Raw genomic sequence first — 15,053 nt, 5'->3', positions numbered from 1 at the left:
TAGATACTTAGACTTTATTAGATTATTTAGATAGCTAGACCTTAAACATGGCTCATAAATTTAAAGAATTGCAGATTTGGAAACGAAGTAGATTATTCTGCTCTGAAATTTATGCTATTACTTCAAAATTTCCAAATTCAGAAAAATTTGGCCTAACCAATCAATTGAGAAGAGCATCCATTTCAATTCCTTTAAATATAGCTGAAGGATCCTCTAGGAATTCTAATAAAGATTTTGCTCGATTTTTACAAATATCAATAGGTTCTGCTTACGAAATAGAAACTCAGCCACTTATTTCTGCTGATTTAAATTTTATTTTAGATAATGAACTCCAATCATACCTTTCGGAATTAGGTGAAATTATCAAAATGATTTCAAAATTTAAATCTATTTTAATTTAATATTTTCTAAAAGTCTAAAGATCTAAAATGTCTAAAAAAATCCTTTCCAACAAAAATAACCTTCAAGTTATCCACGAAGACAATCACATCATCATTGTAAATAAAAGAGCTGGCGATATTGTGCAAGGAGACAAAACAGGAGACAAACCGTTGAGTGAAGTAGTTAAGTCATACTTAAAAGACAAATACAACAAAGAAGGGAATGTGTATTTAGGTGTTGTACATCGCTTAGACCGACCAACCACTGGTATTGTAATGTTCGCTAAGACGAGTAAATCACTTCCTCGTCTTAATAAATTATTTGCAGAAAAAACGGCAAAAAAAACCTATTGGGCTTTGGTTAAAAATCAACCACCAAAAACAGAAGGTACACTTGTGCATTGGTTGAAAAAGAATCCTAAAAACAACAAATCTACAGCTTACATAAAAGAAATTGATGGCAGTAAAAAAGCTATTCTTCATTATAAATTAAAACAAACCTTAGATAATTTTTATCTTTTAGAAATCGATTTAGAAACCGGAAGACATCACCAAATTCGGGTACAATTAGCATCCATAGGCTGTCCCATAAAAGGCGATTTAAAATATGGTTTTGATAGAAGTAATAAAGATGCTAGCATTAGTTTACATGCTAGAACCTTACGTTTAGTACATCCTGTAAAAAAAGAAGAGGTATACATTACAGCTCCATTACCAAATGATCCACTTTGGAATGCTTGCAATATTTAAATTGTTCTATATGGATATTCCAACGTAAGTGTCGTGCCTTTATGCTTTTGAGATTCTAGGTTATATTTAGCACTTAATAGTTCTGCTCTTTTTTTCATGTTAATTAATCCAGAGCTTTTTGCTACAGATTCAATGTCATAGCCGATACCATCATCTTCAATTTTTATTATTAATAATTGTTCTTGGTAAGATAAAGTAATGTTTAGATGCTCAGCTTCAGCATATTTCAACGTATTTGAAAAAAATTCTTGAAGAATCCTAAATAAAATAATTTCATCCTTTTTATTCTCAAAATTCACCTTCTCACCTGTTATTGATAACGTAGAATTAATAAGCCCTGATTTATTTAAGCGCGCCACTTCATTTTTTAAGGTAGTATCAAAACCTAAATTAAAGATGACGTCGTTATTTAGAGATTTAGACAAAGCTCTCACTTCATCTAATGTGCTTTTTAGAGTTTCTGCTGCATTATTAACTTTAATCTTAGCTTCGTTATTCACAGCTGCTAAAACTGCATTCATTTGCATCGTAGAGATAACAAGCATTTGCCCAATATTGTCATGTAATTCTCTACCTATATTTTTTAAAGTTTGTTCCTGAATTTCTTGTTGCGTTTTAAAAAGCTCGTCATCAAACTTTTGTTTTTGTTTAATTTTATCTAAAAGCAGTTGATTTTTTCGCCTTTGAAAAACGACAAAGAAAACAATTATTAAAGCAGTAATTATTACCAACACTCCAATCATGTAAACTAATAGGTAGCGCTCTGCTTGTGAAGTTACTATTTGATCTCCGTTTTGCAATATATTAAGGCTAAAGACAGGGTTAAATAAAAAATAAAATTTACACTTAAAAAAATTTGCCACTTTAGTATTACAAAATTCCAATCTGCTGTCGAAAAATAAACTTCGTAAAACATTATTGGACCTGTCACTAACGTCCAAATTAAAATAGCAATATTAATATAAAAATATATAGACTTATAAAAATAGGTGACCCTAAAAGACTGTAAGATATCTAAAAGATATAGAAAAACAGCGACAAATATCATCCATATACTCGATATTTTTAAGAATACCTCCATAGGATTAAATAACGACTCAAAATTAAATATTCCATATAAAACGAATTGAACTATGTAAACATAGTAACAATATTTAAGTGCTTTTTTATAACCTAAGTTGTAAATAACCTTAAAGTTAACCAATGTAATAAAACTAGATAAGCCTACAAACCAAAAAATTATATACCACCAATAATTTGCTTCTATTAATGTACCTTTAATTAAATCAAACTTATCTAAATCTTTAAAATATGAAGGATACCTACCAATAACATCTACCAAAAGCGCATATACCAAAAAGTATATTAAATATTTAGCTGCGGTAGATTTATATTTATTAAAAAAAAATAATCCTGTTACGGCTGCCATGGTTTCAATAGAGTAATTAAAAATAGCGTGGTATTCCTTAAAAAATTCTTGCATAAAACAAGGCGTTTACTGAGGATAATTGGCGGATGGCGGATGACCCTCAGAACCCATATCTAAACCATCACCATCCTTTAAATCTTTACTTCCGCCTTTTAAAGAGAAGATACTACTTTCTGAAGTGTTCTCATAACCTGTAGGCACAAAAAACAATGTTGTTAAACCTTCTTCTTCATTCGTATCTGGATGCGCACCTAAATACAAACGTAATCCATCTAATGTATTTCCATTTTCTATGGCCTGCTGCTTTGCATAGGCTATATAATTTTCTATATCTTCTATTTTATACCAAGATGATCTGTTATCTCCTGTTTTAGAATCTTTAAACAAGGAATCGTTAATAATTTTGTAACGTTCATTATATTCTTGACTAAGCACCTTAATTTCATCTGGTGAAATAACACCTGACGGTGGTTTAATAGTTGGTTGTTCTGTTGACATATCTTGGTTATTGTTATAATAAAAATACATAGCTAGTATGCCTAGTATAATTCCTAGGATAAGTGATGCGATTTTTTTCATGATTACTGGTTGTATAGCGTTAATAGCGTGTGTAAATTATTGCTTTTATTCTACAAATTTTAGGTTTGGTAAGCATTTTCTATTCATAAAAACCATACATGCTCATTTTCAGATGATTACCTGCCACCTTTTTACTTAAGATATTAATGGATGCTTCTGTTAATTGTAATATTCTTGGATAACCTGGCATAATTCGAGAATCACATATCATAACAATTAATTAAACAGATTTAATGAATTGAACACCGTTATTGATAATCTTAAAGCTGTTAAAAGATAATGCATTAGACTTCAACTTAATTCTAATGACATTTTTTAAAACTGACTTTCCATTAAAAAAAGCGTTGCTAGCACAAAAAATAAATGCAACAAAACTATGGATGAATTACCAATTAGAGATCAAGAATAAAAGACCATAATGAAGACATGATACAGTTTATTTTTTAACTAATAACCATCACATATTTAACCATTAAATTTAGTAAAATTCAACAAATTAAACACCATTTTAAATCGAGTCTGAAGCATTATAAAAACACAATATTAATCTCGGTTTTAGAATAATTAATTCACCTCTTATCACCTCTTAATATAATTTTAAACATCCAATTTAAACTGTCCTACATCCAAAAAAAAGAACATAAAGCTACACCTAAATCCTCATCAGATATTGCAATATTTTTAATTCTCCTAGACCTTAATCTTCGAATTATTTCAATAAGTAAAAGGTGAAAAAACACATCATTGACATTATCAATAGCAAATGTTTAAAAAGTTAATTATTAATAAGTTATAATCATTACTTAAATAAACAATTTAATTAATGATAACAGATATACGTAGAAACAAAATCACACAACACCCATCAATTAATACTTAAAAATCACCTCTTATTTATTATTGAACAACAGCATTTCACCCATCGAAATCCCTGATCAAACACTTCAATATTTTAATAATATTTCGGCATCTTTTTACATAATAAAAATACCTATTTAAGCAACACCTCTACTCTATTAAATGGCATTGTTATTTACCTAAAAAATACATTCAAAATAAAACCTAATACAACCACTTATTTATAAAGAATTAAGAAATTAATCTTCTATAGAATTCAGAGCGTAAATAGCAAAACTACCCAACCAATGACCTCCTTCGTAGCTATCTCCAACAATACTTGGTAACGAATAATTAATATGTTTATTCGCTAAATTTTGAAGATGTTTGTACTCTGGTAAATCTTTAGAAATATAATTAAGACTCCATGCTCTAGAAAAATTAACACCATCGAGATGCACTAATTTCCCATCAGTTCTATCTGAGACTTCACCTACAGCGATATCAAAATCGGCTTGAATTAATTCTGGCATAAAATCATTTATCCAAATCTTAAAATCCTCCCTTGATAACACGCGCTTCATTAAGGCAGCTTCCTCTAAGCAAGGTGACAAAAAATCGAAACCACTTGGCTCCCATTCTATTGGACAATCTTGATCATTTTCATAAAAATCCTTCGCTCTATTTTCTATTAAAGTCATTAATTCTGAATGTTCTACTGCAACCGCATAATCATAAGCAAAACCTAGACCGAATGCGGTATTAGGGTGTTCACCTACTCTAATTGGATAATTTAATTTAGGTAGAAACTCTAAATATTTATTGATTATTAAATCTGTCATTGGCTGTAGATTAGCCTCCAATCTACGAGCCAACGGATTATCCCATGTATGCAATTCTTCCGCTAACTTTAACAACCAAGCCCAGCCATAAGTTCGCTCAAAAGACGAATTGTATTCTCCTTCAAAATAAAGCAATTCTTGTTCTATGTTTTTCTTTGAAATATTCTGAAGTAATTTCTGTCCTATTTCTGCTCTATTAGCCAAACCAGGAAAATCCTTTAACAAAGACACCAAACTCCAATGGCCATGAACAGCAGAATGCCAATCGAAACAACCATAAAATGCAGGATGTAATTCTTTTGGAGTCTTTAAATCAGAAGCAGTACCAATCGTCTGATTCAGCTTATTTGGATATTCAGTATCCATACAATGCAATGGTAATTGCGCTAAACGGTTAGCTTGTTCAAGATTTAGAACTGGAGTTTTTAAAACCTCAACTTCTACAACATTAGCCGAAATCTCAATTTGTTTTTCTTCATTTTTTTTACAACTAAAAACAAACAATACTCCTATTAAAATGTAATATTTTTTCATTTCTATTTTTAAACTATTATTATAAACTGTTTAATTAGGTAAAGGCAATTATTAAACTATAAATCAACTACTAATGATTTAAAAATATAATTAACCTAACCAACCTTCACGATCTAAACTACGATACTGAATGGCCTCACTAATATGTGCTCCTAAAACATCATCAGAACCTTCTAAATCTGCGATTGTTCTAGAAACTTTCAGAATTCTGTCGTAAGCTCTTGCGGATAAATTTAAGCGTTCCATAGCAGATTTCAAAAGTAACATTGAAGGTTCATCTAATTTGCAATATTTTCGGATTTGCTTCGTGTTCATTTGCGCATTGTAATGAATATTTTCCAATTCTTTAAAACGTTCCGTTTGGTTCTCTCTAGCTGAAGTTACTCGTTTTCTAATATCAACTGAAGATTCTCCATTACGCTCGTCTGCCAATTTCTCAAATGGCACAGGAGTAACTTCAATATGAATATCTATTCGGTCTAAAAGTGGTCCTGAAATCTTTCCCATGTAACGTTGCATTTCTGCAGGTGATGATGTTATTGGAGAGTCTGGATCATTAAAATAACCACTTGGACTTGGATTCATACTTGCCACTAGCATAAAAGACGAAGGATAAGTCACTGTGAATTTCGCTCTAGAAATGGTAACTTCCCGATCCTCCAAAGGCTGACGCATCACCTCTAAAACTTCGCGTTTAAATTCGGGCAATTCATCTAAAAATAAGACTCCATTGTGTGACAAGGAGATTTCCCCTGGCTGTGGGTAACTTCCGCCGCCGACGAGTGCTACGTTCGAAATTGTGTGGTGAGGACTTCTAAAAGGACGTTGCGCCATGAGTCCAGCATGTGCTTTAACGCGACCAACAACCGAATGTATTTTAGTGGTTTCTAAAGCTTCATGCAAAGTCATTGGAGGTAATATACTCGGTAAGCGTTTTGCTAACATCGTTTTACCAGATCCTGGAGGACCAATTAATATAATATTATGACCTCCTGCTGCGGCAATCTCCATACAACGTTTAATGGATTCCTGTCCTTTAACGTCTGCAAAATCAAACTCTGGGAAATCTAGATTTTTATAAAACTCTTCTCTTGTATTAATAATCGTTTGCTCTAAAGGCTCACCTTTATCGAAATGATTAATGACTTGCATGATGTTTTCCACTCCAAAGACTTTTATATTATCTACAATAGCGGCTTCTTTACAATTTTGAATCGGCAGAATGATATTTTTAAAGCCTTCTTCTCTTGCTTTAACAGCAATTGGCAATGCGCCTTTAAAAGGTTGTAAGCTGCCGTCTAAGGACAGCTCTCCCATTATAATGTAATCCTCTAAGTTTTCTGCTTTAATCTGTTTAGAGGCCGCTAAAACACCAACAGCTAAAGTTAAATCGTACGCCGAACCTTCTTTTCTTAAATCGGCAGGTGCCATGTTAATAGTGATCTTTTTACCTGGAATTCGGTAACCATTATTTTGAAGTGCTGCTGCTATTCTGTAATTACTTTCTTTAATGGCGTTATCTGGAAGTCCCACTAAATGATAACCAACACCTTTGTCAATATTAACCTCAATCGTAATGGTGGACGCCTCCACTCCAAAGACAGCACTTGCGAAAACTTTTTTGAGCATGAATGATTAGTTTTCTTAAAAGTAAGAAAATCAGCGTAATAAAAAAGCCTTTCAAAATTTAATCTTGAAAGGCCTTCATACTAAAAATGACAAAATCTATTCTTTTAATACTTTAATGATTTTTATAGCCTCTCCAATTTTAACCTCAACAAAATACATTGCAGACGGTAAATAAGCCATATCTATTGTTGCATTTTCATTATTAACAAGTATAGTTTGTAACTGTCTTCCTGTAACATCCATTATTGAAACACGATCTATTGTAGTCGAGTTACTTAAAAACAACTGATCATTAACTGGGTTTGGACGGAATGAAAATTCAGAAAATAAATAATCATTTGCGCTAAGTGTACTTTCTCCACCAAACGTAAGATTATCTAAATAAGCTTTATCATCATTGTTTTTACCAAGTTGCTGTAAGGACACCCTTAAAGTGTTGCCTGCATAGGACGAAAGATCTACTTCTACATTCTGATAATCATCTGCATTATTAGCGTTAAAGCTTTCTAGTTCATCTCCATTAATAACAACTCGAAATACAGATTCTGTATTTGAATTTAAGAACGTTTGTCTTAAATCGAAATTCATAAACAACTCTGACACATTGGTCGCATCAATTTCAAAATTCACTTTTGAGATAAAGTTTTGATTTTCTAACCAATTTAAATTTGCATTACCTGTGTTATACCATTCGGTATTATCCAAGCCACCAGTCATCATAATCACATTTTCACCATTATCATTCGCAGGTCTACATAGTGTATTCTCTGTTTCTTCTAAAATCAATCCTTCAAGATTATCACTCTCAAAATCAAAAGTTAAATCAGCACCACCTACCATATCAATGACTTCTTCATATTCTCCTTCTAAACTAAAGGAATCAACTGAAATCGTATGAACGATAGAAGAATACCCAAAATCTAATAAAAATGAATAATCACCATTTACTATTGGAGTAAACGTCGTTTCTATGGTGTAATAGTTATAAAAACCATAACTATATTCTGAAAAATAATTAATATAATTATCTAAGGCATCTGTTGTATTTCCTTGACCTGTCCAAATTTTAACACTCTGAGAACTATAATCTCCTTGCTCTTTTCTCATTTTAAATGAAAGTGTATACGTTGTACCAGCTTGCATATTAAACATTGGAGTTATCATGTAAGCTTCAATACCATATTGGTCAAAAATAGCGTATAGATAATCTGTATCTCCATCACCGACTTGATAAGCACTTAAATTAGAGTTACTAGACACCCAAACATCATCTCCCTGAAAACACTCTGGCAAGATACCTTGACCGTAAGCATCCATGGTATCAAAATTTTCTACCCATGGTACACTTTCTACATTACAGGCTGTGGTGGCATTAATTGGTCCAACCCAATCACTTGTTCCTGATGAATCACAATTTGTTCTGACATAAAACTCATAAGTGGTTTCAACATCTAAACCAGTAATTGTTATGTCATTGGTGTTTGTACTCGCAATTGACCCTGTACCTGGCGAGAATCCTTCTATTCCGTATTCAACATCGAATGTTGCCCCTAAATCTAGATTCTCCCAAGATATCGCAACACTTGTATCTGAAACCCATAAGAAATCGACATTTATAGGCTCTAAACACGCTGGCCTTTCTTTATACTCAATATCATCAAACATAACCATTGAATAATCGTTTTCTTCATTATGCTTTATCGCAATGTGATGTGCATCTCCTGTATAAGACGCAAAATCGATTAAAAACTCTTTTCCAAATAGTGGAATTTCATCTGCCCAAATAGTGGTAAAAGGAACAAATGTTTCACTATCTAATGGATTAGTCATGGTACCAATTATGATTCCTGATTGATTATAAGCTGATCCTGTAGTTTCATTTCTAACCCAAATTTTAAGAATCTTATTCGCATCTAAATCTGACAAAAACGGAGAAACTAAAACTCCCGCTAAAGGTGAGTTACTTGTACCCGTAAAATTCACGAAACCAACATTTGGTGAAGAACTAGGACTAACCACAAGCCCCTCTGAATTATAAATCCCTGAAACTTGCTTATCATTCCTGGTCCAACAAAAATTTGGAATGGGTTCATATATTGCATATTGATACGAGGCATCATATTGATCGAAGTTTTCGTAAAACGGAGCTTGCTTTTCACAAGTAATCGTAAATGCATACGGCACACTCCAATCGCTATAACCTTGCTCTGTACTACAAAAAGCTCTAACACGATAATCGTAATTAGTTAAAGAACTTAAACCACTAATGACAAATGGGTTTGAATCTGCCTGTACAATTGTACCATCACCTATACTAAAACCTATAGGTCCATATTCAATTTCCCAATTTTGAGGCCCTTGTTGTGTGTTATTATCTTGCCATGTTAAAGTAATTTCACCAGAATCGGTTTGTGTAGCTTCTAAATTAGTAGGCGTAACACATCCGATTTCTGTATACTCAAAATCATCAAAAAGAATAACTTGACGCTCATTTATTCCTGCCTGTCTTATTCCTATATATTCATCCTCTAGGTAGAAATTTGCTAAATCGATCTCAAACTTTGTCCAAGTATCTTCGTTCTCATAAGCGTTTGTGATTGTATAATACGGTGTAAACGTTGTATAATCATCAGGGTCTGACATTGTGCCAATAATAACCTCTGAAGGAGTTGCATAAGCGCTAGAAAGTGGATACATCCAAAACGATATTCTCTTGTAATTATCTAAATCAATTAATCTTGGCGAAACTAAAATTGTCTGCTCTGAAACTTCTTCATGTAATGGATTATTAGTTTCGTTTAAAAACCATATCGCCTGTTCTCCTGTATGCGCATCTGGTGTAGAAATTGCACTATTATTATAAACCTTTATCTGAGCTATTTCATCCCAATATGGTGATCCTACTTGCGGCAACAAACCTGTCCAACAATGCTCTAAATAGCCTAATGGATGATTCTCAAAACCTTCTTGGTAACCAACCTCATAACCTTCACACTTTGTTTTAAAAGTTTGCTTTACAGACCAACCACTAAATGCACTTCCACAATTTGCTCTAACATAAAAGTCATATTCCGTATCTTCTAAAAGATTTGAAATCGTTAAGAATGAACTCTCATTAGCTGTAATAGTTGTCCCATTTCCAATTTCAAAATCTGAAAAACCATATTCAATTTCCCAATCTGTAGGGTTTGAATTTTCATAAGTCTCCCAACGCACATCTACAGCATCATAACGTTCATCTAAAACAACTGGATAAAGTGGTTCTGTACATTCTGGAGCACTTTCGAATGTAAAATCATCTAAGTAGAAATCTGTAGCGGAACTCTCGTTTTCTAACCTAATAGCAATGTATGTATCAATTCCTGTATAATTATCAAAATAAATAGTATGTTCTTTCCATTGCGCTTGTGGTCTTCCGTCATTTTTAAGCTCACTCATTTCTTCAGGTTGTACATCTCCAACTAAAGTAAATGTAGAAATATCAGTTGGGTCTGTCATTGTACCGACCTCAATAGCTAATTGATTATAAGTTGATGAACCAAAACTAGCATCCGAAACAAGATTAAATCGTAATCGCTTCGTATTATCTATATTTAATATTTGTCTTGAAACAAGATATAAATCAGTTTCTCCTGTATTATTATTGAATCTTAAAAACTGATTTCCGGTTACAGGTAATATTCCGTATGTTTCAATTGGACTAATAAATGCATAACTATCACTAGAAATAACACTCCAACATGGACTTAATTCATCTTCAAATTCAAAAGACTCAAAGTAATCTTCTTCAATTGGAAGACATGCCGTAAAAAACGTTATCACTTCTGTCCACTCTGAATACAACTCGTCATCGTCACATTTAGCTCTAACTCTAATACCATACTCCGTTCCTTCAAGAAGGTTTTCTAATACATAACTATTAGACGTTACCACTATAGACTCTTCTGAATTATAGGCATTTAATTGTTCAAATTCCAGTTCGTATTCTATATCTGCTTCACCTGCTGTCCAACTTATTTCTGCGCTATTGTCATAAATATTATCTAAAGTTAACGCTGTAGGAACATCACACACAACAGATTGTAGATAAGAAAAATCATCAATAAGCACCTGATCACCTGAATAATAATTAGCTCGGCTTTGTCTAAAAGCTATAAATTGATCTGTACCATTATAATCCGTTAAGTATGCGGTTCTCTTTTCCCAAACATCAGGTTCAACTTCTCCTGTAATGGTTTGCAACGCTTCAAAGGTCGAAGCATCATCAGGATTACTCATGGTTCCAACAGTTAAACCTTCGTCGTAATTACTAATATAAAACTCAATCTTTTTATCGTTTGATAAATCTGTAAATAATGGCGACACCATCATAACTCCATAATTAGAATATGAACTGGTATCTCCCAAGTAAGCTGAGTAACCATCATCACCAAAATTATTATCAATAACCATTTCGAAAGATGTTGAATAATGGTTTGAAGAAAACTCATAAGCTGTCCAACACTCATCTAGCGATGAGCTATTAAAATCGTAAGTATACCCTGTAAAATAAGATTGACCACAACCTACATCTACCGTTACCTTTTCTGACCAATCACTCGTGCTATTCGCATCACAAATAGATCTCACATAAAAATCATACACAACACCTAATGGCAAATCTATAACACTGAAAGGATTTGAATTTGCCTGAATCAATGTACCATCATCAAACCAAAACCCTTCTTCTCCATATAATATTTCCCATTGCGTAGCGGCACTTTCGTCGCTCCAAGATAATTCAATTTCACCGTTAGAAATTGATGTATTCGCAAAATCACTTGGTGTTAGACAGGTTGGAATATCTGAATATTCAAAACGATCTAAATAAATAATAGAAGTCCCTCCTATTGGCTCATCTGCGATTTGCATTTTAAATGCTACATAATTATCTGTTCCAGAATAATCATCAAAATTGATTGTGAATTGCTTCCACTCTCTGTAAAGCATATCGGCACTTAAAATAGTTTCTTTTGCCGTAAAAGTGTTTTCATCTGCAGGATCAGTCATAGTACCTACAACAATATCAGCATTGCTATATCTTGGATGCAACCAAAACTTAACACGTTTAGTACCATTACTTAAATCACTAAACTCTGGTGACACTAAATACAGATTATCTGTCTGCTCATAGTTATTGAATTTAATAGTATTCCCACTTCCTCCAAGTGGATATTGATTAGAACCATCTACAATATTTGTATCATTTATTTCTGGATCTACAACCGGTAATCGCGACCAACAATTTGCAAACTCATTGCTATCAAAATCTTGACTATAATATCCTGAAAACAGACCACAATCAGTATGTAAATTGTAAATCTTAAACCAATCACTATAACTTCCACCACCACAATCTGATCTGATATAAATATCGTAAGTAGAATCTGGGTATAAATTATTAACGGTTGTGTTTTCTCCTGTTCCACTAAGCATAGTACCTGAACCTAATTCAAAATCTACTAAACCATATTGAATCTCCCAATCTGTTACTCCCACAGTATTTGACCATTCTAAATCTACTGTAGTATCTGTTATTGCCATAACTTCTACATCAACAGGCTCTAAACAATCTGGAGTGTTTTGATATACAAATTCATCTATATAAAATTCAGCATAACTATCTACCTGAACCTGATTAAACGCTATAAAACGATCATTTCCTGTATAGTTTTCGAAATTTATAATAATTTGTTGCCATTCCCCTTCTATCAAATCTAATGATGAAATGGTTTGATAAGGTGTAAACGTAGACATATCGTTTTGGATCGATAAAGTACCAATAACCAAATTAGACGCTCCATCTACATTCTTTAACCAAAATTTGATACGCTTAGAACTATTTAATTCAGATAACTCAGGAGTAACAATAGCGCCGTCAACCGAATTTTCTATTTTAAGAGCACCAACAGATGTAGCTGTATTTCCATCTTGAGTTATATATCCACTTCCTAATATTTCCCAGCAATTATAGAATTCACCACCATAACCATCTTCAAAATCATAAGCGTAATCTGCAACAAGTGCTGGACATGCCGTTGTAAATTGACTTGAATACGACCACTCACTATTTTCATCATTACTACACTGCGATCTTATATAGAAATCATAAGTTGTCTCACTATCTAATCCTTGTAGTAAAAACGGTTTTGAGGATGTATTAACTACCATACCCGTACCTTGAGCGAACCCTTCAATACCATATTCAATGTCCCAACTTTCGGCATTACCTAAACTTGTCCAATCTATTAATGCTTCAGTAGCATAAGCTATTGTTTCAGAATCTAAAGGTGTTATACAACTTGGTGAATCTTGGTACGTAAAATCATCGATTAAAGATAATGCATAGCCTCCGCTTACTCTAAATGCAACATGATTTGCAGCACCTGTGTAATTTTCGAAATCAACATGAACTTCCCTCCATTGAGAACCAATACCACCACTCATAGTAACATTTCGGTAAGGTTCGAACGTTGTTATATCATCAGGATCTAAAATTGTTCCTACGTTAAGCCCACTCGCTATTGGTGAATTCAACCAAAAAGACACACGCTTAGAACTATTAAAATCTGATAATTCTGGAGTGATTAAAAAAGCTTCATTATTAGATGAAACACGCATACCAACCGAATTATTACCTGTATTTGCTGTACCAACCGTTTTTACATAATAGTAATTTGATGAATAAAGTGGCGATTTCCTCCAGCAATCATCTATAAAAGGCTGTGTTGTTGTTTCAAAACTTTGTGTATAACCTATGACTGCAGCATCACAATCGTCAGGACTACAGGTTTCCGTAAAATAACTTGTTGATGGTTTTATGAAATTATCATTTGCATAAATGACATCATCTACACAAATGCCACCCAAAGACGATGCATTATTGATATTGAAATATGTAAAAATTGAATTATTACCATTCTTAGCATTTACTGATGCTATTTGAGAACCACTCAAATCTAACCATACTAAATTAGGGTTATTAGAAACATCTACTGTATTGACGTATAAATCATCAAGAGATAAATAGGCTAAATTTATATTATTACTGACATCTAGTTCCGTAATAAAATTATTAGTGACATAAAGATTAAATAAGTTAATATTATTTGAAACATCTACACTTGTAAGGTTTAAGTTTCTAAGATATAGTAGGCCTAAATCTGGCATGTTAGACACATTAATTTCAGATTGATTGGTATACCACAAAGAAATTTGTTGTAATAAATTATTATTTGAAAAATCTATAGTGTTTAGGCTATAACAATAAGTCGCGCTAAAAACCTCTAGATTAACATTATTAGTAATATCTAGATCTACAATAGAGGTGAAATTTAATTTAAGATTTTTCAGGGCAATATTAGCTGACAAATCGAGCTCGTAAACCGAATTTGCTGCAACATTTAAAATCTGAAGGTTAGGATTTAAACTTGTATTTAGTTCTGTAATATTATTACCATTACAAGCCAATTCTTGTAAATTAATATTCTGAGAAACATCTAAAATACTCAACTCATTAGCTGCAATATCTATTTTCTGTAAAGCAATATTATTTGATAAATCAACTGCTATTATTTCATTGTTATTACATAGCAACTCTACAATAGATACAAAACTCTCTATACCTGTAAGATCAGAAATTTCTAAAAAACCGAGATTAAGACTTCCGGCATAAGCTTCTGCTTCTGAAACCTGAATTTCTTGATCTCCATTGGTATCAATAACTGGATCGTGATTTAAAAGGGCGGTTTTAAAATTTACATCTGGAATATTTACATTCTGAGAAAAGGAGAATTGAGCAACTACAATACAGAAAAGTATTGACGTTGACAGCTTAAGTAGATTCATAAAGGGCGGTTTAAAAGGGTGTATTCAATTAGTTTAGAAGCTATTGTAGGATATTTAAATTTGTAATTATTGATGATACTCTTTATACATAAGTTTCAATTAATGCTAATATCTAATTACTTCAAATTATTATATTCGGGATAATGTTAAATAAATGCCAAAATATAAAACAAAAAACCTTTCAAA

8 protein-coding genes are annotated in these 15,053 nt (G+C 32.5%); 2 read left to right on the top strand and 6 right to left on the bottom strand.

Going from position 1 to position 15,053, the window contains the following annotated elements:
• Window positions 1-47 precede the first annotated feature (47 nt).
• Complete coding sequence (locus HM981_RS09580) at window positions 48-401, top strand: four helix bundle protein (protein ID WP_179338561.1); 354 nt, start codon at window positions 48-50, stop codon at window positions 399-401.
• A gap of 27 nt (window positions 402-428) precedes the next feature.
• Window positions 429-1,130, top strand: coding sequence for an RluA family pseudouridine synthase (locus tag HM981_RS09575; protein ID WP_179338560.1), 702 nt, complete (start codon window positions 429-431; stop codon window positions 1,128-1,130).
• On the opposite strand, the gene HM981_RS09570 is transcribed toward HM981_RS09575, so the two are convergent.
• The 6 genes from HM981_RS09570 to HM981_RS09545 all read right to left on the bottom strand — a co-directional run bounded on the left by HM981_RS09570 (window position 1,127) and on the right by HM981_RS09545 (window position 14,867).
• The gene (locus tag HM981_RS09570; protein ID WP_246286202.1) at window positions 1,127-1,930 is read right to left on the bottom strand and encodes a sensor histidine kinase; all 804 of its coding nucleotides are present in this window, start codon (window positions 1,928-1,930) and stop codon (window positions 1,127-1,129) included. The genes HM981_RS09575 and HM981_RS09570 overlap by 4 nt on opposite strands.
• Window positions 1,909-2,613: a hypothetical protein gene (locus tag HM981_RS09565; protein ID WP_179338559.1), complete on the bottom strand. Its 705-nt coding sequence runs from the start codon at window positions 2,611-2,613 to the stop codon at window positions 1,909-1,911. Before HM981_RS09565 ends, HM981_RS09570 begins: the two co-directional genes overlap by 22 nt.
• Before the next feature lie 12 nt (window positions 2,614-2,625).
• On the bottom strand, window positions 2,626-3,138 hold the full coding sequence (locus HM981_RS09560) for a hypothetical protein (protein WP_179338558.1): 513 nt from the start codon (window positions 3,136-3,138) through the stop codon (window positions 2,626-2,628).
• A gap of 1,097 nt (window positions 3,139-4,235) precedes the next feature.
• Window positions 4,236-5,351 (bottom strand): DUF2891 domain-containing protein, encoded by a 1,116-nt coding sequence (locus HM981_RS09555; RefSeq protein WP_179338557.1) that lies wholly within the window; start codon window positions 5,349-5,351, stop codon window positions 4,236-4,238.
• A gap of 90 nt (window positions 5,352-5,441) precedes the next feature.
• On the bottom strand, window positions 5,442-6,980 hold the full coding sequence (locus HM981_RS09550) for a YifB family Mg chelatase-like AAA ATPase (protein WP_179338556.1): 1,539 nt from the start codon (window positions 6,978-6,980) through the stop codon (window positions 5,442-5,444).
• 96 nt (window positions 6,981-7,076) lie between these two features.
• Complete coding sequence (locus HM981_RS09545; RefSeq protein ID WP_179338555.1) at window positions 7,077-14,867, bottom strand: T9SS-dependent choice-of-anchor J family protein; 7,791 nt, start codon at window positions 14,865-14,867, stop codon at window positions 7,077-7,079.
• Between the last annotated feature and the right edge of the window lie 186 nt (window positions 14,868-15,053).

Source organism: Winogradskyella ludwigii (genome assembly GCF_013403985.1).
GTDB classification, from domain to species: domain Bacteria; phylum Bacteroidota; class Bacteroidia; order Flavobacteriales; family Flavobacteriaceae; genus Winogradskyella; species Winogradskyella ludwigii.
Note: the sequence above shows the minus strand (reverse complement) of the source record. Positions and strands in the feature narration are given on the sequence as shown.